This is a genomic window from Arthrobacter sp. Y3221087 (assembly GCF_059089905.1).
The window spans coordinates 433,106-455,052 of record NZ_JBNHFE010000001.1 but is presented as its reverse complement, the minus strand read 5'-3'; the positions used below and the strand labels follow the sequence as shown (position 1 = coordinate 455,052).

Sequence of the window (21,947 nt, the reverse complement as noted above, 5' to 3'; positions counted from 1 at the left end):
GGATGGCCGGCAGGTCCCCTAGCTGGTACAGGTGATGTTGGACAGTCCCTGGCCAGCCTGCGAGGCTGTGTTGCTGCAATCGACGATGTTGTCGCGCGCGGGTTTCAATGAGTAGCCGAGTCCGGGCCCGTTGACTTCGGCCACGTTGCCGCGGAAGACGTTGTCCGTGCCCCAGCCGTCAATAATCTCGTGTGTCTGGAATCCGTCCTGCGGCGAGTTCCTGCCGGAATTCGCCTCGATCTTCCAGCCCCTGCCTTTGACGTCCACCCAGGAGTCGGCCTCCGTCATGCCCGTGCCGTCAAAGACGTTCCCGGCCAGGACACCGCCGGATGTGCCTTCCTTGATGTCGACGCTTTCGGCGGTGGTGTTGGAGACCGTGTTGCCCCGGATCTCGTTCCTGTCGCTCTTGTCAGGTTCGCAGGAGGCGACGCCGCACCAGTTGCTTTCCGCGGTGCCGATGTAGATCCCCTCACCGAACTTCGGCTTTCGGAGTCCGGCGCCGCGGATGGTGTTGCCGGTGATTTTGTTGTCGGTGCTGAACTTCCGCAAGTGGATGGCTTCGTCACCGACGTTTTCGATCGTCAGCCCCTGGAAAACCGAGTGGTCTGTTTCATCGGCCATGACACCCTTTTGCCCGTTCCGGACGGTGAAGCCCTGCAGTACCCAGTACGAGGCCTGTTCCACGTGGAGGACGTAGCCGTCCTCCACGCCGCCGCCGTCAAGGACAGCCCCCTGCCCGCCGCAGAGGGTTATCCGCTGCCCTGCGGTTCCTGCCCCGGTTGCCCGGAAGTTGCCCAGGTAGGTGCCGTCAGCCAGATGAATGACGGTGCCGGGCGCCGGGGCGGCCAGGGCGGCGGCGAGCTCCGCCGCCGTCGTCACCGTCACTGTCGTGGGAGGGCATGGCGCGGGGACGGCAAGAACACTGGCGCCGACGGAAGGCGCGGGGCCTTCTAGGCTTCCGTCCGTCCCTGCCGGTGGTGCGCCGCCGCCTTGGGGTCCGGTGTCCTCAATGCTCATGATGGCCAGAGCTCCAATCACCAGGGCGGCCAGGACTGCGGCGAGCGCTGCCCAGGCTCCGGGTGTGATCCGGCGGCTGGTCACGTCGGCTGCCTCACGTCGTCGTATGCCACCACTCCCCTGCCCAGGGAGGTCAGCGGGACGTGGTCCGCGTAGGGGCTGCGGATGACGCGCTCGGCGTTCCTGCCGCGGGCGACGGCGGTGACCAGCAGTAGCGCCGCGAGGACCAACCAGATGAAGGTAAGGGGCTGGAAAACGGATTTGACCGCCCGTTCCACCGTGAACGCAGGAGTCCAGGCCAGAACGTCGTTTTCGCCCAGCGACGCTCCTGCCGAGGCTTCCATCCAGATGGCGGTGGACCCGTTGCCGGCGATGGAGTTGCCGGACACCGTGGTCGTGGGCACCTCCCCCAGCAAGCTGATGCCGTGGTTGGAAATGCCGTTCAGATGGTTGCCGCTGATCCTGGCGCCGGCGTCGCGGACATAGATGCCGGTGTCGCCCCCGGTGATGGTATTGCCGCTCACCTCGGCGGTGGAGCCCGCGTCCCGCACGGCAATGGACTGGCGGGCGTTGTCCGCCAGTCTGTTTCCCGTGATGGTGACGCCTTTGGCGCCGTCAGCTGCCACGATGCCCAATTCGCTGCCTGTCACGCGGTTGTCCCTGAGCGCCAGCGCGGTACCGCCGATGACCTCGATCCCATAACGTGCGTTGTCTTCGAAGGTACTGCCAGCAACGGTGTTGCCGCCATAAACGTCGACGGCGGTTCCGACGGCGTTGGGACCGTCCGCCAGGGCGCGCCCGTCCAACGAGATCCCGTTCCGTCCGTTGCCCGCGGCCTGCACCCCGTCCAGCGTGACGCCCCGGGTGGAGCGTCCCACGCTGATGCCGTCCACGGCGTTTCCGGATGAGATGGTGGCGGTGATGGTGGCGTTGGAGACAAACCGGTGGAGCACCAGGCCATCGACGAGGCTTCCGGTGATGGTGGTGTCCCGCACGGCGATGTCCCTGGCGTTGGTAACGAAGAGGCCGAAGGCGTTGTTGCGGAGCCGGACATTGTCGATTCCCGCCGTCACCATGCTGTAGTCCTGTGCTGATTCCTGGGTGAGGGTCGCCAGGTCCGCGTCCGGCAGGAGACGGGCGCCGCCGGTGGCGGCCTCCGTTTCGGCTGGCGTCGGCGGTTCCCCCGTGAAGGTGCCCACAGCGTCGGTGCCGGTGAGGGAAAGCCCACCGGTATTGCCGCTCCAGAAACCCATGTCGGTTACGTCCGCGGAGGCGAAGGAAGCGTGGCCGCCCAGCACCCTGATGTAGGCGCGCCCGTCCACGGTGCTTCTGTCGGGCGCGCCCTTTGTACTGTCCCAGCTGGTGATGTTGACACGGGCCGGTTCGGAGCCGGCGAGCGCGAGGGACCCGCCGAGGGACACGATGGACACGAAAGTCTCCGGCCCGCTCTCCAGCCGCAGGTTCAGGGCCGCAGCAGGGTCCGGCGGGGCAAGGGACAAGGTGGCGCCGGCAAGGACAGCGATACTTTCGGACAGCAGGTACGCACCGTCGGAATGCAGGCGGAAGGCATTGGGGGCAAGGGCGAGCAGGTCGGCCACGGTGTACGGCTCACTCCTGGCGGGCAGGACCAGCGTGTAACTGGATCCTGTCCGGATCCGGTAGGGACCTTCCAGCCCTTCCACCCGCCAGCGTGCTGCCGACGCGATGGTCCGGACGTAGACCAGGCGTTCATCCTCCTGTTCTACGAGCCGGGCTTCACTGGCCGGGTTGCCCGGGTACAGCACGCCCTGCACGTTGCCGTTGGCCGCTATCTCGTTCCGGCCCAGCGCCTCCGCGGCAGGGTCCCCGCCCGGGGTGCCGGCGTAGATGAAGCCCGCTGTCCCCAGCACCGCGGTGAGGCCTGCCGCTGCGATGGCCCGCCGGGCCCTCATGCCGCCACCTCCCCCGTGCTGAGGGTTCGGGCGTCCTGGCCGTCGCCGCCCGTCTGGTGGGCGTGGCGGGTGAGCCAGCCCTGCTTGTTCATGGTTACGAAGGCGTACATCTTGATGGGCAGCGCCACCAGGATCACCGTCAGGGCCAGGACCGGCAGGATCAGGAGGTCCTTGGGGTGCCGGCGAAGGTGGGAGATGCCGCGGATCCCACGGCCGAGGAGTAGCCAGCAGGCGGCGGCGCCGACACCAAAGGGGGTGGGATCCAGTCGGTGGAAGATGAGGTACACCAGGGTGAGGCCCATGGTGACAGGGGTCAGCAGGATCTGCAGGACCGTCACCTTTGTCACGAACGGGACCCGCCACAGCCATCCTTTGGCGATGGCCGTCAGGTAGCAGCGGTAGGAGTTCCGGCTCCAGCGGATACGTTGTTTCATGAACGCCCGGAAGCTGGCGGGGAACATGGACAGGGCCCGGGCCGATGACTGGTGGACTGTCCTGTAGCCGGAGGCCAGGACCAGCCAGGTGAGGCGGCCGTCGTCGCCGGAGATGCAGCGGCGGCCCATGAAGTACTCGTTTTCCAGGTGCTCGATGACGTCCAACACCGCGCTTCGGCGGTAGACGGCCGTGCGGCCGGAAACGCAGGGAACGGCGCCTGCGCGGCCCATGGCCGGGACATAGTCCAGGTACCTGACGTTGACCAGCCAGTCCGCGATGCGGCGCCAGATGCTGGTGTCCCGCTGGTACACGTTCTGGTGGGTGCCCACTGCTCCCACCAACGGGTCCGCAAAGGGCATCTGGACATTGGCGAGCAGGCCGGGCTGCCACCACGTGTCCGAGTCCGTGAGGACCAGGATCTCGTGCCGGGCCATCCGCATGCCCACTCCCAGGGCGGACCTTTTGCCCAGGTGGTGGAACAGGACGGGGCGGATGGTGCTGTCACCGAGGGCGGTGATGCGCTGGTGGGCCTCCAGGTCCTCCACATCAAGGACAATGATGATCTCGTCCGGCTTCTGCTGCCGCCAGGACTCCAGCGCACCCATCAGGATGTCTGGATCCTCATGGAACGAGGGGACAATCACCGACGTCGACGCCCGGAAGTCCGTGACGATGGGGCCTGCCCGGTGGGACAGTACGAAACGGTACAGCCAGAGGCCCCAGACGATGACGCCTGCCACGGCCAGCGGAAAGTAGGGCGAGAATTCTGCGTAGAACTCACTGAAGCTGCTGCCGATGAGTAGCTTGAATGCGTCGTCGATGTAGGGCGGAAGAGTAGGCATGGGCAGTCCTTCGCTGGGGAAAATCAGTGAGGGAATCGCCGGCTGAACGGCCGGCGCTAGGTCTTGCCGCCACGGAAAGATGTGGCGGGCCCTGGATGATGCCCCCGTTTCTTGAGGGTCCGGGCTTCTGCTGCCGGCTCTTCGATGAGCCTTCCTTACGAGCATGCTCGATCGGGTTCGGATCCCACCAGTCACCGCGGTACTCTAATTGCCCTTGCGGCTACCCGTCTTTCCGGTGGACCGCTACTCGCCCATTCAGGGCGCAATACTGAGAATTCCTACCGGATGGGAGCCGGAAACATGGCTGTAGCACGCCGTCGGATCGATGTTGAGGAAGGTGCGGCGGCGCTGGCCGCATGGCGGAAAGCCGCCGAATCGCCGTCGGACGCTCCGCTGCCCCGAACTGTGCTGGCTACGGCTGTGCGCTTTTCACTGGAGGAAGTCACCGCCCGCGCACCCGGCAATTCGGTGGAGGTGCGCGTGCCGCCGTTCGGTGTCACGCAGTGCGTGGAAGGTCCCCGGCATACGCGCGGCACCCCGCCCAACGTCATTGAGTGCGACGCCGCCACCTGGCTTGGCATGGTGACGGGACAGTTGGGCTGGGCGGAGGCCGTCGCTGCCGGCAAGGTGGCAGCGTCCGGGCTGCGCGCGGACCTCTCGGAGCTCCTCCCCCTCTAAGCTCCTTCCCTGCCTTGAAGTTTTTGTCCAGATATGGCGAGTTATGTCCGCCTGAACCCGCCGTATCTGGACAAAAACTCAGCGGTGCCAGCCCTGTTTGCGCAGCGCCTGACGGACCCTGGACACCACCCACTCCGCACCCCGCTCCATGTCGATGCGGTTGATCTTCACCTGCCGCCACCCGGCCTCACCAACGCGCTGGTCCCGGTACGCATCCAGCCCCTGCTGTTCCGGCGTCAGATGGTGCAGGCCCTCATACTCAAGGCAGGTCCGGAACCGGGGACAGCCCAAATCAGTCCAGACGGGTCTGCCCAGCGCATCATCAACCCGGCAGTTGGGCAGGAACTCCGGCAGGCCGGCGTCGTCCAGCATCAGTCGCAGCCTCGTTTCCGGCGGTGAGTCGACCCCCACGCGCAATTGCTCCAGTGCTTCCCTGGCCTTGCGCACGCCATGAATCCCGTTCGCCCCTTCCACGAATTTCCTGAGTTCCCGCAGGGATACCATTGGCAGCCTTGCCTCTCCGAAGCTTCTGCTGTGCTCGCTGGCGATGGCGTCCCCGGCAACTATGAGGTCATCCAAAGGCAAGATTGAACCGAGGTCCACCCACGTCCGGGCGACTGACGTAAGCCTCAACCTATCAACATCGATGAGGTCACCGTCCCGGATCTTCAACCGGTGACCCGCAACTCCTTTGCGCCGGGGAAGCGTTCCGCCGCCGCGACGAGACAAGTGCAGGAACCTGCCGGGCTCACGGAAATGCGCGCCTGATTTCTTGCCCCAGGGAACAGGTTCGACGACGGTGGTTACTGGCCCGCCGCCGTCGGGCCGGAACTCGGCCCACGGGGGCAGGGGAAGCCGAAGAATCTCCGCGGCGGTGGTGAGGCTGGCAAAGGTATCCGTGTCGAGACACGTGTGGGAACGGACAAGGGCAGCGATTTCGGGCGAAAAAGACTTCGGTACCCGGATGCCCCGGCTGGGCCGGTAAAGATCGGCCCCCTTCAGCCGGCTCGGCGACATTCCGGCCTGCACCGCGTCCGGAAGGACGAAGGGCCTATCGCTGATTTCCGGAGGCAACGGTGAAAGTCTTCCCATGCATCCATTGAGTCACCAACGGACCACCGGTGATCACTTATCCACAGCAAGATCCCCGGCTCCGGGAATTTTTGTCCAGAAATGGCGGGCTCGCGGCCACGGAAGTCGCCATATGTGGACAAAAACTCTATGGGTGGGAAGGAGAAGGGGTCAGCCGCGGCCGATGAAGGGCATGCCCGCGGCGGTTACCACCACTGAGCCCACGCTGGCTGTTGGCGGCATGTTGGCCATCATCAGTACCGCCCGGGCTGCGTCCGCCACCGGAAACATCGGTTCCACCCGGCGGCTGCCGTCCGCCTGGAGTGCGCCCGAGCAGACGCCGATAGTGTCCATGATCTCCGTGGCCGTGTTGCCGATATCTATCTGGCCGCAGGTAATGCCGAAACCGCGACCGTCCAGTTCAATGCTCTTGGTCAGTCCCGTCATCGCATGCTTCGTGACGGTGTACGCCACAGTGCGGGGCCGGGGCGAGTGCGCGGAGATGGAGCCGTTGTTGATGATCCGCCCGCCCTGCGGCTCCTGGGCCTTCATGATCCTGACGGCGGCCGCCGCGCACAGCATGGACCCGGTGAGGTTCACGGCCACCGTGGCGTTCCAGTCGTCCACGCTGATCTCATCCACGCTGGCCGCCGGGCCGAACACGCCGGCGTTGTTGAACAGCACGTCCACCCGGCCCCATTGCTGCCGGGCGGCCTCGAAAAGGCGCTCGACGTCGTCGGGCCGGGTGACGTCGCACGGCACCACCAGCGCGTCCGGGCTGCCGTCCGCCGTTTCCTTCAACTGCGCCTCGCGGCGCCCGGCGAGGGCCACCCCGTAACCGTCCGCCAGCATCTGCCGGGCCACTTCACGGCCGATGCCGGAGCCGGCCCCCGTGACGACGGCGATGCGGCCGACGGGACGTGCAGTGTTCACGCTGTTCTCCTGGAGTTGCTAGAGCGGGGCGGGTACGGCGGTGCTGTTCAGCGGCCAGCCTATGACGGTCTTGGGCCGCGGCGCAGCGTACGTCCGTACCTTGGAGGTGGACAGGCCCATCCGGACCAGGGATTCGGCGATGGTCACTGCCGAGGCAACGCCGTCCACAACGGGCACGCTGGCGCGCTGCCGGATCTGCTCGTCCAGGCCGGCCATCCCGCCGCAGCCGAGCACGATCACCTCGGCCTTGTCCTGCGTGACCGCCAGGAGGGCCTCGTTGATGATGGCTTCCACCGCCCGCTCCGGTTCCTCCTCAAGCTCCAGGACGGCCATGCCGCTGGCCCGCACTGACGCGCACCGGGCGTCCAGGCCGGCCAGCTTGAGCCGGTCCTCGATCAGGGGAACGGTGCGGTCCAGCGTGGTGACCACGGAGTACTTGTGCCCCAGGAACATGGCGGTGCTGGCGGCTGCTTCGGTGATGTCCACCACCGGGACGTCCAGCAGTTCCTGCAGTCCTTCACGCCCGTGCTCCCCGTAGCCTGCCTGGATGACGGCATCGTACGGTTCAGGGTAGGAGGTGATGGCGTCCATGACGGCGATGGCTGCAAGGTAGCTTTCGAAATTGCCCTCACAGGAATCGGCGCCGAACCGGGGCGTGATCCCCACAATCTCGGTGCCGGTGGCCGCAACACTGCGGGCCGAAGCGGCGATGGAGTCGGTCATGGATGCGGTGGTGTTCACGTTGGCTACGAGGATGCGCATGGGAGTCCTTAGTGGGTGCTGGCGACGGCGATTGCCTCGCCGTCGCGGTCTTCGAGCGGCTGCGAGCGGTCGGCGATGAAGAAGTACACCGCTGCCGCAATGCCGGCGGCAAAGAACCAGGCGAAGGGGGCGGCGGAGGCCAGTGCCGGCACAAAAGCGATAAGGAGGGCGACGGCGGCCGCCGGCACCATGGCGGTGATCGCGCGGGGGTTGACGCCGTTCCGGTAGAAGTAGGCACCCTCCGGGGCGGCCGTGTACAGCTCGGGAACGTTGACCTTGCCGCGGCGGATCAGCCAGTAGTCCGCCATTACGACGCCGAACAGCGGGCCGAGCAGGGCGCCGAGGCCGCCCAGGAAGTACACGATGACCAGCGGGTTGTTGTAGAGGTTCCACGGCAGGATGACCAGGCCGATCACGGCGCTGACGATGGCGGCCTTGCGGAAGTTCAGGTGCTTGGGGAACAGGTTGGTCAGGGCGTAGACGGGTGCCACGAAGTTGGCCATGAGGTTCACGGCGATGGTGAGGATCAGCAGCGCCAGGCAGGCCAGCACCAGGAAGAGGGTATTGGGGATGGTCTGGACGATGTCGGACGGGCTCTCGATGATGGTGCCATTGATCTTGAACTGCCCACCGGCCATGACCACCACGATGGCGCCGAACACCAGCATGTTGATGGGGATGCCCCAGAAGTTGCCGCGCACCACGGCCTTCTTGGAAACGGCGGACCGGGTGAAGTCGCAGAAGTTCAGGACGAACGTGCCGTAGATGGAAACCCAGAGTGAGCCGCCCGCGAAGATGGTGAGCCACATCTCGGGCCCTTCGAGGGCGTTGTTGGAGGACCAGGCGATGGCGCCGCCCGCCTCGACGAAGATCCAGACGGCGATAGCCGCCATGGTGGCCAGGATGACGGGACCGGCGAAGGCCTCGTACTTGCGGATCATCTCCATCCCGAAGCTGACGATCACCAGCTGGACCACCCACAGGACCAGGAAGGCCAGCCAGCCCAGCGTCGAAAGGCCCAGGACCGAGTCCTTGTCCAGTTCCGCCAGGGCGGGGAACATTGCCACGAGCATGACACGGAAGACTACGGAGGCCAGGTAGGTCTGGATGCCGAACCAGGCCACGGCAACCGCGCCGCGCAGGAGGGCGGCGATCTGCGCGCCCCTGATCCCGAAACTGATGCGGCTCATGACGGGGAACGGAACGCCCGTCTTGACCCCCATGAAGCCGGAGAGGTTAAGGAGGCCGAACAACAGGGCCGCCCCGATGCCCAGTGCCAGCAGGATCTGCCATCCGCCGAGGCCGAGTGCGAACAGGCCGATGGCAAAGGCATAGTTGCCGAGGCTGTGCACGTCATTGGCCCAGAGCGTGAAGATGCTGTAGCCGGACCAGCTGCGGCCGGCGCGCTTGGTGGGGGCGAGATCGACGTTGTAAAGCGTTGGGCTGATGGCCTGGCCGGACGCTGCACTGGCCGATTCGCAGAGGGCTTCGACGCTGACGGAAGGGTGGGTGGAGGCAACTGACGGCGCTGTCAGGTCCGGAGCCGCGTCAACGCCCGCCGGTGGAGGGGTCTGCATAGGGTTTCTCAATTCTGAAAGGGTCCGCGGTGGTGAGGCCGGCCCTGGAGCCGTTTCTGTTATTCCACTCTGCGGAATCAAGATATTGAATAGTGAAAGCAAGAGTATGATGTGGGTCACCAGCGGTCAAGCATCGCACCGCCGGCCGCCCGGTCATAATCGGTCGGAAGCTGCTCCCAGGGCCCTTCCGGCCGGTCTGAAGCCCGTCCTTATTGACCCGGTCCCAGGCAACTAGCTAATCTCGTAAAGCAAGAATGTTTTCTCACAATACGAAAACATGAGCCATTCGACGATGAAATGAGGCTCCCGTGGCTGCAGGAGAAGATACCTCCCATATCCTCAGCGGGTTGACTAACCAGCTGCCTGATCGTGATCCGGAAGAGACTGCCGAGTGGGTTGAGTCCCTGGACGCGCTAATCAGGGAACAGGGTACCGAGCGTGCCCAATTCATCATGCGGAGCCTGCTGCAGCGCGCGGGCGCGCAGAGCGTCGGGGTGCCGATGGTGACCACCACCGATTACGTGAACACGATCCCGGTGGACCAGGAAGCACCGTTCCCGGGCAACGAGGAATACGAACGCCGCTACCGGGCATACATGCGCTGGAACGCCGCGGTGATGGTGCACCGGGCGCAGCGGCCGGACATCGCCGTCGGCGGGCACATTTCCACCTACGCCGGCGCGGCCACCCTGTACGAGGTCGGGTTCAACCATCTCTTCCGCGGCAAGGATGCCCCCGGCGGCGGGGACCAGGTGTTCTTCCAGGGCCACGCGTCCCCGGGCATGTACGCCCGCGCGTTCATGGAAGGCCGCCTCAGTGAGGAGGACCTGGACGGGTTCCGGCAGGAAAAGTCCCGCGAGGGCCATGCCCTGTCCTCCTACCCGCACCCGCGGCTGATGCCGCAGTTCTGGGAATTCCCCACCGTGTCCATGGGCATCGGGCCGATGAACGCGATCTACCAGGCCCAGTCCAACCGGTACCTGCACAACCGGGGTCTGAAAGACACTTCCGACCAGCAGGTCTGGGCGTTCCTGGGCGACGGCGAAATGGACGAGCCCGAATCCCGCGGCCTGCTCCAGCTCGCCGCGAACGAGAACCTGGACAACCTGAACTTCGTGATCAACTGCAACCTCCAGCGCCTGGACGGGCCGGTGCGCGGCAACGGCAAGATCATGCAGGAACTCGAAGCGTTCTTCCGCGGCGCGGGCTGGAACGTGATCAAGGTCGTCTGGGGCCGGGAATGGGATGACCTGCTCACCCGCGACACCGACGGGTCGCTGGTGAAGATCATGAACGAAACCCCCGACGGGGACTACCAGACCTACAAGGCCGAGTCCGGCGGGTTCGTCCGCGAACACTTCTTCGGCAAGGATCCCCGCACCAAGGACCTCGTCGCGGACCTCACCGATGACCAGATCTGGAACCTCAAGCGCGGCGGCCACGACTACCGCAAGGTCTACGCCGCGTACAAGGCAGCCACCGAATTCAAGGGCAAACCCACCGTCATCCTCGCCAAGACCGTCAAGGGCTACGGACTCGGACCCCACTTCGAAGGCCGCAACGCCACCCACCAGATGAAAAAACTCACGCTTCAGGATTTGAAGGAATTCCGGGACTACCTCCGGATTCCCATTTCCGACGCCCAACTGGAGGCTGACCCCTATCGCCCGCCCTACTTCCATCCGGGAGCGGACGCACCCGAGATCGCCTACCTGCTGGACCGCCGGCGGGAGCTAGGCGGCTTCACTCCGGAACGGCGTTCAAACCACCAGGCCGTGGAACTGCCGGATGCCAAGTCTTATGAGGTGGCCAAGCGCGGCTCGGGCAAGCAGCAGGCAGCCACCACCATGGCATTCGTCAGGCTCCTGAAGGACCTGCTCCGCGACAAGAAGTTCGGGCACCGGCTGGTTCCCATCGTGCCTGATGAATCCCGTACGTTCGGCATGGATGCGTTCTTCCCGACGGCGAAGATCTATAACCCCAAGGGCCAGAACTACCTGTCCGTGGACCGTGACCTGGTCCTGGCCTACAAGGAATCCCCCGCAGGCCAGCTGATCCACCCCGGCATCAACGAAGCCGGCGCCGTGGCAGCCTTCACCGCCGCAGGCACCGCCTACGCCACCCACGGCGTGCCCCTGGTCCCGGTCTACGTCTTCTACTCCATGTTCGGCTTCCAGCGCACCGGCGACGCCTTCTGGGCAGCCGCGGACCAGATGACCCGCGGCTTCATCATCGGCGCGACCGCAGGACGGACCACCCTCACCGGCGAAGGCCTCCAGCACGCGGACGGCCACTCCCCCCTGCTCGCCTCCACCAACCCGGCAGTAGTCACCTACGACCCCGCCTACGGCTACGAAATGGGCCACATCATCCGCGACGGCCTCGAACGGATGTACGGCCCGGACAGCACGGACAAGAACCTCATGTACTACCTCACCGTGTACAACGAGCCCATCGTCCAGCCCGCCGAACCCGAGGAACTGGACGTCGAGGGCGTCATCAAGGGCATCTACCTGCTCGCCCCCGCCAAGATCGACGGCCCCCGGACCCAGCTCCTGGCCTCCGGCGTCTCCGTCCCCTGGGCCCTCGAAGCCCAGCGGATCCTCGCCGAGGACTGGTCCGTCTCCGCCGACGTCTGGTCCGTCACCTCCTGGAACGAACTCCGCCGCGACGGCCTCGCCGCCGAAGAGGAAGCCTTCCTCAACCCGGGCGAACCCGCCAGGATCCCCTTTGTGGCGCAGCAGCTGGCTGAGGCACAGGGCCCTGTCGTCGCCGTCTCCGACTACATGAAGGCCGTCCCGGACCAGATCCGGCAATTCCTGCCGCACCAGTTCGCCACCCTGGGCGCCGACGGCTTCGGCTTCTCGGACACCCGCGCCGCAGCCCGCCGCTTCTTCAAGAACGACACCCACTCCATCGTGGTCAAAGCCCTGCAGATGCTGGCGGCGAGGGGCGAGGTGGAGGAGGCAGCGCCGTCGTACGCGATGGACCGCTACAAGCTGCTGGACGTCAACGCCGGAACCACCGGAGGAGCCGGGGGCGAGGCCTGACCAACCGTGGAGTTTTTGTCCAGATAAGGTGACTTCCCGGCCTCGCAACCCGCCGTTTCTGGACAAAAATTCCATTAGGGTGCAGCTATGGGGAACATGCGCACCACCGGAGTCGTCCTGGCCGCCGGGGCCGGGACCCGGCTGGGGCTGGGTCCCAAGGCATTGCTCCCCTACCGCGGCCGGCCGCTGGTGGAAGCGATTGCCGGAACCCTTTTCGACGGCGGCTGCCGCGAGGTGGTGGTGGTCCTTGGAGCGGGCGCACCGGACGTCGCAGCCAAGGCCGAACTGGACCGCTACCGGGTCATCGTCAACCAGGACTGGCGCACGGGTATGGGCAGTTCGTTCCTGCTCGGCGACATGGAAGCGGACCCCGAGGACCACCTCCTCATCGCCCTCGTGGACCAGCCCGGCCTGACCCGGACAACGGTGGGCAGGCTCCTCGCCTCCCACCGGCCTGGACGGATCACCGCCGCCGCCTACCGCCCCCCGCAGGCGCCCGACGCCGGCCTGCCGCCTGCGCTGCGCCGCGGCCATCCCCTGCTCATCGATGCCTCGCTGCGGAAGGCGGTCAGCGCAACGGTGACGGGCGACGCCGGGGCGCGCACCTTCCTAAAGTCGCATCCTGGGCTGGTTGACGAGGTGGATTGCAGCGACCAGTCCACGGGCGAGGACGTGGACACCCCGGACCAGCTGGGCCTACTCCAGTAGCAGTCCCTGCAGTCCCTGCTTGAAGCCGGTCCGGCCGCCGTGGGACGGGTGCCGGATTTTGGGCACGTCCAGGCCGGCCTGGAGCAGGCTGCGGTGCGCCACATTGCCCACGGCCACGAGCCTGCGGATGGCGAACAGCTCAGCCAGCGCCTGCCAGAACGGCGTCCCCAAGGCTGTTTCCGCAGGCCGTGGCGTCCGGTTGGTCTGCGGCAACCCGGGCAGGTGCGGATGCCAGGGGAAAGCGCTCCACAGCAAGGGCAGGAACTCGAGCTCGGCCAGGACCTGCCACATGACGGTTGCTGTCGGCTCGGCCGGGACACCCGCAGCATCAGGCGGCAGGACGTATCCCGTGCCCGCGCCGAAAAGGCCAAAACTGTTGGCCGGTCCTTCAAACATGGTCCGGTTGGTGAACGGGACCCCGGTGATGCGCATGCCGCGGAAGCCGGGCGCTTCGCCCACCAGAAGCACGTCCGGCGAGAAGTCCAGCATTGCCGAAAGGTACAGCCGCAGGTTCGCCCGGCGAACTGCATTAGCGGGCACCGAGTGGTCGAAAAAGTTGGTGCATGCAGGCCCGGGCTCCGCCGCAGCAAGGGCCGCAACGAACTTGTCGAGGCCTGCAGCGGAACCCATCAGGCAGCGGACCCTACCAGCGGGGGTGGATGGCCTCGCGGAAGTAGTGGTCGTAGATCCAGCGGACGCCTTCGCCGAACTGCCCGCCGATGTCCACTGACGCAGCAGCGGCGTTCGCCGCCGCCTGCTCAACGTTCCGCGCGCCGGGGATCACGGTGGTGACGCCGTCCTGCGCGGCGATCCACGCGATGGCCGCCTGCGCCGTGGTGGCCCCCGCGGGCACCAGCTGCTCGAATTCCGCCACGGCCTTCAACCCAAGCTCGTAGTCCACGCCGGAGAATGTTTCCCCGACGTCGAAGGACTCGCCGTTGCGGTTGTAGTTCCGGTGGTCGTCCGCGGCGAACGAGGTCTCCTTGGAGTACTTGCCGGACAGCAGGCCGGAGGCCAGCGGCACCCGGGCGATGATGCCCACGTTTGCGGCCTTCGCGGCGGGGAGTACCTCGTCCAGCGGCTTGAGCCGGAAGGCGTTCAGGATGATCTGGACGGAGGCCGTGCCTTCATGCCGGATCGCCTCGAGGGCTTCGTCCGTCCGTTCCACACTGACGCCGTAGTCGCGGATGGCACCCTCGGCCTTCAGTGTGTCCAGCGCGTCGTAGACCTCGGCGTTGCTGTAGACGGGCGTGGGCGGGCAGTGCAGCTGGACCAGGTCCAGGGTGTCGGTGCCGAGGTTGGTCCGTGAGCGGTCCACCCACTGGCGGAAGTTCGCGAGGGTGTAGTTTTCCGGAACCTGGTCCACCCGGCGGCCCATCTTGGTGGCCACGGTGATGTCCAACCCGGGGTTGTCCGCGAGGAACTTCCCGATGGCCTGTTCGCTGCGTCCATCACCGTAGACGTCCGCGGTGTCGAAGATGGTGACGCCCGCTTCCACGGAAGCCGCCAGGATGGCCTGCGCCTGGGCGGGGTCCACGTTGCCCCAGTCAGCGCCGAGCTGCCACGTACCCAGCCCCACGACGGACACGTTCCGCCCGGTCTTGCCTAAAATCCGCTGTTCCATCCCTCGACTATATGCAACGCGGGGCCACATCCGGTCCAAGGATGTCGCGCCGGAGGGTATTTTGTGACCCCGCGTCGCCTCAGGACAGCACGCGCTCGGCAGGCACCAGCCCCGCTTCCTTCAGCCCCAGGTAAATCCGGTCCCGCGCGATGGGCAGGGACGCGAACCGCACGCCGGTGGCGTTGCGGATGGCGTTGGCCAGGGCGGGTGCCACGGGGTTGAAGGGGCTTTCGCTCATGGATTTCGCGCCCAGCGGCCCCAGGGAATCGTTGGTCTCGGCGAAATACACCTCGCTGCGCGGCACGTCCGCAAAGGTGGGAATGTGGTACTGCCGCAGGATGTCCGTGGTGACCTTGCCGGCGTCGTCCACTACCACTTCCTCGTACAGGGCCGCGCCGATCGCCTGGGCAATGCCGCCCTCGATCTGGCCGCGGCACTGGCGGGGGTTGACCACCACGCCGGCGTCGGCCGCCTGCACGCTCTGCAGGATCTTCAGCTCGCCGGTCCCGCGGTTCACCGCAACCCGGAAGCCGTGGACATTGAACGCCACGGAACGCGGCGTCCCGCCCCAGCGGCCCTCGGCAGCAAGTTCGACGCCGGCTTCCGCGGCCGCCTGCGCCAGTTCCGCCAGGGCCAGGGGCGTCCCGTCGATCACCACGGCGTCACCGTCAAGGACGCACGCGGCGGCCTGGGTCTGCCGGATGCCGGCCGCGAAAGCCCGGATGCGGACGGCCAGTTCCTCGGCCGCCGCCAGGGTGGCCTTCCCGGCCACCACCGTGCCGGCCGAGCCGAACGCACCGGTATCGTGCTCGATCAGGTCCGTGTCCGACTGCCGTACCGCCACCCGCGAGGCCTCGGTGGACAGGGCGGTGGCGGCGAGCTGGGCGTGGACGGTGGTGGTACCGTTTCCGAACTCGGCGGTGCCGACGTCGGCCTGGTAGGTCCCGTCCGGCAGGAGCCTCAGCCTGGAGTGGGCAAAGTGGCCGCGCGGCGGGACGGTGTCGATCATGGACAGCGCCGCACCTTCCCCGGTCAGCCAGTCCGGGCCCAGCTCGGCCAGGCCGGCGGCCCGGTAGCGTTCGCGGCCCCGGTCCAGCGCGTCACGGACAAGGTCGACGCACTGGTCCAGGCCGTAGCTGCCGTAGTGGACGTCCTCCTCCGGTTCCGGCTGGGTGGACAGCATGTGGTCACCCTCGCGGACCATGTTCCGGCGGCGGAACTCCAGCGGGTCCATCCCGATGCCCGCAGCCAGTTCATCCATGGCGGATTCGATGGCGAAGACCATCTGGCTCAGCCCGTACCCGCGGAACGCACCGGCGGGCACGGTGTTGGTGTACATGGCATGCGCGTCCACTTTCTTGTTGGCGCACTTGTACACGGCCAGGGACTCGCCGCAGCCGTGGAACATCACGCCAGGGCCGTGGTTGCCGTAGGCGCCGGTGTTGGTAAGGACGTCCAGTTCCAGTGCGGTCAGGTCGCCGGACGAGGTGGCTCCGGCCTTGAGCCTGATGGTGAAGGGGTGGCGGGTGGTGGTGGCGGTGAACTGCTCGGTGCGGGTCAGCTCCAGCTGGACCGGACGCTGCAGCTTCAGGGCTGCCAGCGCCACCAGGTCCTCCACCAGCACCTCCTGCTTGCCGCCGAACCCGCCGCCAACGCGGCCGGCCACCACGTGGACCTTGTCCTCCTCCAGCCCGAACACCCGGCACAGTGTCCGGCGGACGAGGAAGGGGACCTGGCTGGAAGTGCGCACCTGGAGCCGGCCGCCATCGTCCACGGAGGCGATGGCGGCGTGCGTTTCCAGGGCGACGTGCTGGACGCGCTGGGTGCGGTAGGTCTGCTCGTGGACGAAGTCGGCGGCGGCGAAACCGTCCGCCACGCTGCCCAGTTCGGAGTGGAGTTCGGCCACCACGTTGCGGTCCGGCCGGGAGATGCGGGCAGTTCTGCCGTCCTTGTCGCCGTGCACCAGCGGTGCGCCGGGTTCCAGGGCGGCCTGCGGCGTAATGACCGCGGGCAGTTCCCGGTATTCCACCTGCAGGGCGCGCACTCCCGCTTCGGCGGCAGCAACGGATTCGGCGACGACGGCGGCCACCCGCTGTCCGATGAACCGCACCACGTCATCCAGCACGCGGGTATCGTCCGGGTCGTCGGTGAACAGCTCGTGCTGGGCGGTGGAGAACGCCTGGGCCGGGGCATCCTCGTGGGTGAGGACTGCCACGACGCCCGGCACCTGCAGGGCCGCGTCCTTGTTGATGGAGATGACCCGCGCATGCGCGTGCGGCGAGCGCAGGATCTTCATGTGCAGCAGGGCCTGCTGCTGGTCCACGGGGATATCCAGGGTGTACCGGGCGGTGCCGGTGACCACGGCCCGGCTGGCGGGGGCCGGGACGTCGTCGCCCAGCCGTCCGGGCTCGGGATCGGGCTGGCCTTCCCCGGCGGTGCCGGAACCCGGGCCGTGCGGATCGGGGTGGCCGGCGTGGCCGCAGATAGCGTCACCGATGGCCCGGTAGCCGGTGCACCGGCAGAGGTTGCCCTTGAGGTTCCGGGGCAGGTTGTCCCGTTGTTCGTCGTCGAACGTGGCGGCGGTCATCATCATGCCCGCGGTGCAGAAGCCGCACTGGAAGCCCTGCCGCTCAAGGAACTGCTGCTGGACCGGGTGGAGCTCCGCGCCGGATGTGGCGGCCAGGCCCTCGATGGTGGTGACGGCGTGTCCTTCTGCCCGCACGGCGGGGTAGATGCAGCTGTGCACCGGGGTGCCGTCCACGTGGACGGTACACGCCCCGCAGTCGCCGCCGTCGCAGCCCTTCTTCACACCGAGCGCGCCCTGCTCGCGCAGGAAGGTCCGGAGGCACTGCCCCGGGCGGGGTGCGGCATCCGCTGATGTTCCGTTGATCTCGATGGCCATTGCTCAGGCCCCTTTCGAAAGTGCGTCGCGGCCGGCCCGCGGTGGAAGCGTCCGGGGTGGCCAGAAGTCTCCGGAGACCTGGAGCCCGGCCGCCCCTTCCGGGGCGGCGAGTTCGGCGCGGATTTCCTCGGCGAGCCGGTAGGTCATGTCCCGGCGCCAGGCCGGCAGTCCGTGGATGTCGTCGTGGTAGAGCTCCTGCGGTATCCCGTCGTCAAGTGCCGCCGCCAGCTGGTCCTGTTCCGGGAGACCGTCGAAGCGCAGCTGCACGGGCCGCTTTGTTGCGGCGGTGACGGTGAGGACCAGGGAGGTGCCGCCGTCGAGCCGTCCAATGAGGAGCACCCCGGACCTGCCCAGATTGCTCAGCGAGAGGCGGCGGAACGCCACCCGCGAGGCAAGGGCCGACGCCGGGAGGTGGATGCTGCGGAGCAGTTCACCGGGTGCCAGGCAGTTCTTCGTGTCGCCGGTGACAAAGTCCGCCACCGGAACGGTGCGGCTGGCACCGCCGGGTCCCAGGATGGTGGCCACCCCGTCCAGCCCGGCGCTGAGCGAGATCATGGGCCCGGCCGGAAGCGAGGTGCACAGGTTGCCGCCCACCGTGGAGGTGTTCCAGACCTTGAAGGAAGCCACGAACGAATCGCAGCACGGCCGGACCAGGTCCAGCCCCGGCCAGGGGCGGCCCGCGGCTTCGGCTGACTCCGGGAGCTTGTACAGCTCGGCAACGGTGCATGTCGCGGCGAGGTCGATGCCGTCGCCGGAAACAGTGACGGGCGTCCAGCCGGCGGTGCCGAGGTCCAGGAGGCGGCGCAGCGGCCGGGGGCCGAAGGCGAGGCTGCCATAGGAGAACAGGACGGTTCCGCCGGCCAGCCAGGCGTCGCCGTCGCGCCATTCTGCGGGGTCGGTGGTGGGAACCACCGCCTCAATGGTGTTCATGTCCATGCGATCTCCTGTGGGGTGGCGGTGTGCGGCTGCCCGGGTGCGGGCTGCTGGTGGATGGGACCGGAGGTGTCCCGCAGCGGCATGCAGCGGGCGGCGCGGTTGCGCGAGGCGAGAAGCTCGGCGGTGATGGACACCGCCACTTCCGCCGGCGTGACGGCGCCGAGGTCCAGTCCGATGGGCGAGTGAAGTTCGGCGATCCGTTCGGGACGGATGCCGGCGGCAAGCAGGTGGTCCACCCGCTGCAGGTGGCTGCGGCGGGAGCCCATGGCGCCCACGTAGGCGAGGTCCAGGGCCAGCGCCGTTTCCAGCAGCGGAAGGTCGAATTTGGGGTCGTGGGACAGCACGGCAACCACGGCGCGGCTGTCCAGCCGCCCGGCCGCCGATTCCGCGGCGAGGTAGCGGTGCGGCCAGTCCGTCACCACTTCGTCGGCCGCCGCGAAACGCGGCTGTGCGGTGAAGGCAGGGCGGGCGTCCACGAGGGTCACGTGGTAGCCGAGCAGCCTGGCGGCCGGGACCAGGGCGGCACCGAAGTCGTTGGCGCCGAACACCAGCATCCGCGGCGGGGCGAGGCGCACTTCCACCAGTACCATCGCCGCGTCCCGGGGCAGGTCCTGGGCAAAATTGTCAGGCGGGCAGGTGCCGGCGCCAGCCAGCGGGACCACGCCCGTTCCGCCGCTGCGGAGGATGGCCTGGATCTTGCGGACGGATTCGGGATCCGGAGCGGTGCCGGGCTGCAGCAGGTTGGCGAGCCCGGCGTGTGCCTGGGCGCGGGCCGGATCTGACATTACGACGGCGGCTCCTCCCCCGGTGCCCAGCCGGCGCACCAGGGCCACGGGTTCGTCCGGGCCGCGGTCCGCGAGCAGGTGCAGGGCAGTCCGCAGCGGGGCGTCATTGCCCGCGGGCACCGGTTCGATATGGATGTCCAGCCACCCCCCGCAGGTGAGCCCGGCGGCGAAGGCGTCGGCGGCACTGAAGCCGAACGCCTGGCGGCGGGTCCCGCCGTCGTCCACTGCCTCCTGGGCGAGCGCCACCACGGCGCCCTCGACGCAGCCGCCGGACAGGCTGCCCAGCACGTTCCCGGACTCGGTGACAATCATGGAGGTGCCCACGGGCCGCGGAACAGAGCCGGTAGCCGAGAGGATGGTTGCCACCGCGAACGGCTGGTGCGCGAGGTGGGGCAGCCAGGCGCCCAGGGAAGGGATCAGGTCAAGCATGGCGGCACTCCTTCTTCCGCGCGGCGGTGGTGTCCATTGTCGTTCCTGTCGGGTGGTACGGAAAGCAATTGGTTCGGAAAAGCTGATGGCCGGGACATCCGCACCCGGATGACGGATGCGGATGTCCCAAACGGCCGGGAACAGCGGCGGATCAGGCGCCCATCAGGACGTTGATGGGGCCGCGGGCGAAGTACACCAGGAAGCCTGCGCTGACCACCCACATCAGCGGGTGGATCTTCTTGGCCTTGCCTGATGCCGCGCCGATGATGGCCCAGCTGACGAAGCCGACGCCGATGCCGTTGGCGATCGAGTAGCTCAGCGGCATGGTCACGATGGTGAGGAACGCCGGCAGGGCCACGCTGAACTTGCTGAACTTGATCTCGCGGATCTGGGCCATCATCATGGCGCCCACCACCACCAGGGCCGCGGCGGCCACTTCCAGCGGAACCACGCTGGTAAGCGGGGTGAGGAACATCGAGCCGAGGAACAGCACGCCCGTGACCACCGATGCCAGGCCGGTGCGGGCGCCTTCGCCAATGCCGGCCGCGGAGTCGATGTACACGGTGTTGGAAGAGCCGGAGGTGGCGCCGCCGGCCACCGCGCCCACGCCTTCCACGATGAAGGCCGACTTCAGCCGCGGGAACGTGCCGTCCTTGTGAGCCACGCCGGCGCTCTTGGCCAGGCCTGTCATGGTGCCCATGGCGTCGAAGAAGTTGGTGAAGACCAGGGTGAACACCAGCATGGTGGCCGCGAGTCCGCCGATCCGGGCGAACGAGCCGAAGAGGTCGAACTGGCCCACCAGGCCCAGGTCCGGGGCGGACACCAGCTGGCCGGAGAGCACGGGGGTGTTAAGGTGCCAGCCGCCGGGGTTGGTGGCGCTGGCCGGGCCGATCTTGAAGATGGCTTCGACGACGGCGGCGAGCACGGTGGTGCCCACGATGCCGATGAGGAGCCCGCCCTGGACCTTGCGCGCCACCAGGATGCCCATGCTGAGCAGGCCGACGACGAACACGAGGGTGGGCACGGAGGTGATGGAGCCGCCGTCGCCCAGCTGCACGGGCGGCCCGCCGGCGGTGGCCCGGACAAAGCCGGAATCCACGAAGCCGATGAAGGCGATGAACAGGCCGATGCCCACCGTGATGGCGGCCTTCAGTTCCTTGGGGACGGCCCGGAAGATGGCGGTACGGGCACCGGTGACGCCGAAGAGCACGATCAGGATGCCGTTGATCACCACCAGGCCCATTGCCTCGGCCCAGGTGACTTCCTGGATCACGGAGACGGCAAGGAACGAATTGATGCCCAGTCCTGCGGCGAGGCCGAAGGGAAGGTTTGCCACCAGGCCGAAAAGGATGGTCATGACGCCGGCGGTGAGGCCCGTGACGGCCCCGACCTGCGCTGCGGACAGCCAGCCGCCGGCAACGTCGGTGGGGGCGTTGTCCCCGCTGAAGCCGCCCAGGATCAGGGGGTTCAGGATGACGATGTACGCCATGGTGAAGAAGGTGACCAGGCCGCCGCGGAATTCACGCGCCAGTGTTGAGCCGCGTTGCGTGATCTGGAAGAAACGGTCAAGGATGGAGTTCGACGCCGGCGGCTTGGGGGAACGCGGTGCCGGCTGGGAGGTGCGGGGTGTTGGAGCCGAATGCTCCTCGTGGGAGGAATCCAGGATGGTCATGGTGAGCCGCCGGGCCTAGTAGTCGATCCTGGTTTCGAGCGTGTTCCAGGTGTTGAACGGCTCCAGCGGCGCCGGCGCCTGGGGATCGCCCAGTTCGAGCTTGGAGACCGGCATCAGGGAATCCCTGTCCTGGTTATTGAAGTATTCGTAGAAGACGGCGTCGTCAAAGCCGACGGATGCGGCGTCGTGCCGGTCTGCGGCGTACACCACCCGCTCCACGCGGGCCCAGAGTGCCGAGGCGAGGCACATGGGGCATGGCTCGCAGCTGGTGTAGAGGACGGCGCCGCTGAGGTCGAAGGTGCCGAGCTCGCGGCAGGCGGTGCGGATTGCGGTGACTTCGGCGTGCGCCGTGGGATCGTTGTCCGCGGTGACGCGGTTGACGCCGTCGAACGTTTTGCCGTCCGCGGTGACGATCATGGCGCCGAAGGGCCCGCCGCTGTTGAGGACGTTGGCCGTTGCCAGCCGGATGGATCTGGCCAGGAACTGCTCGGCCGTGACGGTGGTACTCATGATGCGACTTCCTTTTGCCGGGAAGCCCGGTGCCGCTTGCAGTACCAGTAGAACCAGGTGCGACGGTTACCAGGCTTCAGCATGT

Annotated in this window: 17 protein-coding genes; 3 read left to right on the top strand and 14 right to left on the bottom strand. The window is 67.3% G+C overall.

Annotation, left to right across the window (positions count from 1 at the left end; translation table 11 throughout):
• Window positions 1-18: 18 nt before the first annotated feature.
• Genes AC5RUO_RS02115 through AC5RUO_RS02105 form a run of 3 tightly spaced genes read right to left on the bottom strand, consistent with a single transcriptional unit; the run spans window position 19 to window position 4,225 of the window.
• Window positions 19-1,101: a right-handed parallel beta-helix repeat-containing protein gene (locus tag AC5RUO_RS02115; RefSeq protein WP_494102682.1), complete on the bottom strand. Its 1,083-nt coding sequence runs from the start codon at window positions 1,099-1,101 to the stop codon at window positions 19-21.
• Window positions 1,098-2,948 (bottom strand): right-handed parallel beta-helix repeat-containing protein, encoded by a 1,851-nt coding sequence (locus AC5RUO_RS02110; RefSeq protein WP_494102681.1) that lies wholly within the window; start codon window positions 2,946-2,948, stop codon window positions 1,098-1,100. Before AC5RUO_RS02110 ends, AC5RUO_RS02115 begins: the two co-directional genes overlap by 4 nt.
• Window positions 2,945-4,225 carry a glycosyltransferase gene (locus tag AC5RUO_RS02105; protein ID WP_494102680.1) on the bottom strand — a complete coding sequence of 427 codons (1,281 nt, stop codon included), beginning with the start codon at window positions 4,223-4,225 and terminating at the stop codon, window positions 2,945-2,947. The genes AC5RUO_RS02110 and AC5RUO_RS02105 overlap by 4 nt, the downstream gene beginning before the upstream one ends.
• Window positions 4,226-4,525: 300 nt before the next feature.
• Here AC5RUO_RS02105 and AC5RUO_RS02100 point away from each other — a divergent pair, with 300 nt between their 5' ends.
• Complete coding sequence (locus AC5RUO_RS02100) at window positions 4,526-4,903, top strand: sterol carrier family protein (RefSeq protein ID WP_494009925.1); 378 nt, start codon at window positions 4,526-4,528, stop codon at window positions 4,901-4,903.
• 78 nt (window positions 4,904-4,981) lie between these two features.
• On the opposite strand, the gene AC5RUO_RS02095 is transcribed toward AC5RUO_RS02100, so the two are convergent.
• From AC5RUO_RS02095 to AC5RUO_RS02080, 4 genes are all read right to left on the bottom strand, one after another.
• Window positions 4,982-5,995 (bottom strand): putative endonuclease domain-containing protein, encoded by a 1,014-nt coding sequence (locus AC5RUO_RS02095; protein WP_494102679.1) that lies wholly within the window; start codon window positions 5,993-5,995, stop codon window positions 4,982-4,984.
• A 150-nt stretch (window positions 5,996-6,145) separates the two neighbouring features.
• Entirely contained in the window at window positions 6,146-6,907 is a 762-nt protein-coding gene (locus tag AC5RUO_RS02090; RefSeq protein WP_494102678.1) for an SDR family oxidoreductase, read from the bottom strand.
• Between the two features lie 18 nt (window positions 6,908-6,925).
• Window positions 6,926-7,669, bottom strand: a complete 744-nt coding sequence (locus AC5RUO_RS02085; RefSeq protein ID WP_494102677.1) for an aspartate/glutamate racemase family protein — start codon at window positions 7,667-7,669, stop codon at window positions 6,926-6,928.
• A gap of 8 nt (window positions 7,670-7,677) precedes the next feature.
• Entirely contained in the window at window positions 7,678-9,246 is a 1,569-nt protein-coding gene (locus tag AC5RUO_RS02080) for an NCS1 family nucleobase:cation symporter-1 (protein ID WP_494009921.1), read from the bottom strand.
• A 308-nt stretch (window positions 9,247-9,554) separates the two neighbouring features.
• Between AC5RUO_RS02080 and aceE the strand changes: the two genes are divergently transcribed.
• Entirely contained in the window at window positions 9,555-12,296 is a 2,742-nt protein-coding gene (aceE, locus tag AC5RUO_RS02075) for a pyruvate dehydrogenase (acetyl-transferring), homodimeric type (protein ID WP_494102676.1), read from the top strand.
• A gap of 87 nt (window positions 12,297-12,383) precedes the next feature.
• The gene (gene nboR, locus AC5RUO_RS02070) at window positions 12,384-13,004 is read left to right on the top strand and encodes a nicotine blue oxidoreductase (protein WP_494102675.1); all 621 of its coding nucleotides are present in this window, start codon (window positions 12,384-12,386) and stop codon (window positions 13,002-13,004) included.
• Here the strand turns inward: nboR and AC5RUO_RS02065 are convergent.
• The 7 genes from AC5RUO_RS02065 to AC5RUO_RS02035 form a co-directional block, all read right to left on the bottom strand.
• A complete protein-coding gene (locus AC5RUO_RS02065) occupies window positions 12,993-13,634 on the bottom strand; it encodes a uracil-DNA glycosylase (protein WP_494102674.1) in 642 nt (213 codons plus the stop codon). The genes nboR and AC5RUO_RS02065 overlap by 12 nt on opposite strands.
• Window positions 13,635-13,647: 13 nt before the next feature.
• On the bottom strand, window positions 13,648-14,628 hold the full coding sequence (locus AC5RUO_RS02060) for an aldo/keto reductase (protein ID WP_494102673.1): 981 nt from the start codon (window positions 14,626-14,628) through the stop codon (window positions 13,648-13,650).
• 79 nt (window positions 14,629-14,707) lie between these two features.
• Window positions 14,708-17,530, bottom strand: coding sequence for a molybdopterin-dependent oxidoreductase (locus AC5RUO_RS02055; RefSeq protein WP_494102672.1), 2,823 nt, complete (start codon window positions 17,528-17,530; stop codon window positions 14,708-14,710).
• 3 nt (window positions 17,531-17,533) lie between these two features.
• Window positions 17,534-18,466: an FAD binding domain-containing protein gene (locus AC5RUO_RS02050; protein ID WP_494102671.1), complete on the bottom strand. Its 933-nt coding sequence runs from the start codon at window positions 18,464-18,466 to the stop codon at window positions 17,534-17,536.
• Window positions 18,457-19,680: an XdhC family protein gene (locus AC5RUO_RS02045; protein ID WP_494102670.1), complete on the bottom strand. Its 1,224-nt coding sequence runs from the start codon at window positions 19,678-19,680 to the stop codon at window positions 18,457-18,459. Before AC5RUO_RS02045 ends, AC5RUO_RS02050 begins: the two co-directional genes overlap by 10 nt.
• 151 nt (window positions 19,681-19,831) lie before the next feature.
• Window positions 19,832-21,352 carry an NCS2 family permease gene (locus AC5RUO_RS02040; protein WP_494009463.1) on the bottom strand — a complete coding sequence of 507 codons (1,521 nt, stop codon included), beginning with the start codon at window positions 21,350-21,352 and terminating at the stop codon, window positions 19,832-19,834.
• Window positions 21,353-21,367: 15 nt separating this feature from the next.
• Window positions 21,368-21,862, bottom strand: coding sequence for a nucleoside deaminase (locus AC5RUO_RS02035; protein WP_494102669.1), 495 nt, complete (start codon window positions 21,860-21,862; stop codon window positions 21,368-21,370).
• Window positions 21,863-21,947 lie beyond the last annotated feature (85 nt).

What these genes read in the sequence shown, in the direction of transcription:
- AC5RUO_RS02110 (WP_494102681.1), bottom strand. Translation starts at nt 2,948, where the DNA reads ATGAGGGCCCGGCGGGCCATCGCAGCGGCAGGCCTCACCGCGGTGCTG.
- AC5RUO_RS02105 (WP_494102680.1), bottom strand. Translation starts at nt 4,225, where the DNA reads ATGCCTACTCTTCCGCCCTACATCGACGACGCATTCAAGCTACTCATC.
- AC5RUO_RS02100 (WP_494009925.1), top strand. Translation starts at nt 4,526, where the DNA reads ATGGCTGTAGCACGCCGTCGGATCGATGTTGAGGAAGGTGCGGCGGCG.
- AC5RUO_RS02095 (WP_494102679.1), bottom strand. Translation starts at nt 5,995, where the DNA reads ATGGGAAGACTTTCACCGTTGCCTCCGGAAATCAGCGATAGGCCCTTC.
- AC5RUO_RS02085 (WP_494102677.1), bottom strand. Translation starts at nt 7,669, where the DNA reads ATGCGCATCCTCGTAGCCAACGTGAACACCACCGCATCCATGACCGAC.
- AC5RUO_RS02080 (WP_494009921.1), bottom strand. Translation starts at nt 9,246, where the DNA reads ATGCAGACCCCTCCACCGGCGGGCGTTGACGCGGCTCCGGACCTGACA.
- nboR (WP_494102675.1), top strand. Translation starts at nt 12,384, where the DNA reads ATGGGGAACATGCGCACCACCGGAGTCGTCCTGGCCGCCGGGGCCGGG.
- AC5RUO_RS02065 (WP_494102674.1), bottom strand. Translation starts at nt 13,634, where the DNA reads ATGGGTTCCGCTGCAGGCCTCGACAAGTTCGTTGCGGCCCTTGCTGCG.
- AC5RUO_RS02060 (WP_494102673.1), bottom strand. Translation starts at nt 14,628, where the DNA reads ATGGAACAGCGGATTTTAGGCAAGACCGGGCGGAACGTGTCCGTCGTG.
- AC5RUO_RS02055 (WP_494102672.1), bottom strand. Translation starts at nt 17,530, where the DNA reads ATGGCCATCGAGATCAACGGAACATCAGCGGATGCCGCACCCCGCCCG.
- AC5RUO_RS02050 (WP_494102671.1), bottom strand. Translation starts at nt 18,466, where the DNA reads ATGGACATGAACACCATTGAGGCGGTGGTTCCCACCACCGACCCCGCA.
- AC5RUO_RS02045 (WP_494102670.1), bottom strand. Translation starts at nt 19,680, where the DNA reads ATGCTTGACCTGATCCCTTCCCTGGGCGCCTGGCTGCCCCACCTCGCG.
- AC5RUO_RS02040 (WP_494009463.1), bottom strand. Translation starts at nt 21,352, where the DNA reads ATGACCATCCTGGATTCCTCCCACGAGGAGCATTCGGCTCCAACACCC.
- AC5RUO_RS02035 (WP_494102669.1), bottom strand. Translation starts at nt 21,862, where the DNA reads ATGAGTACCACCGTCACGGCCGAGCAGTTCCTGGCCAGATCCATCCGG.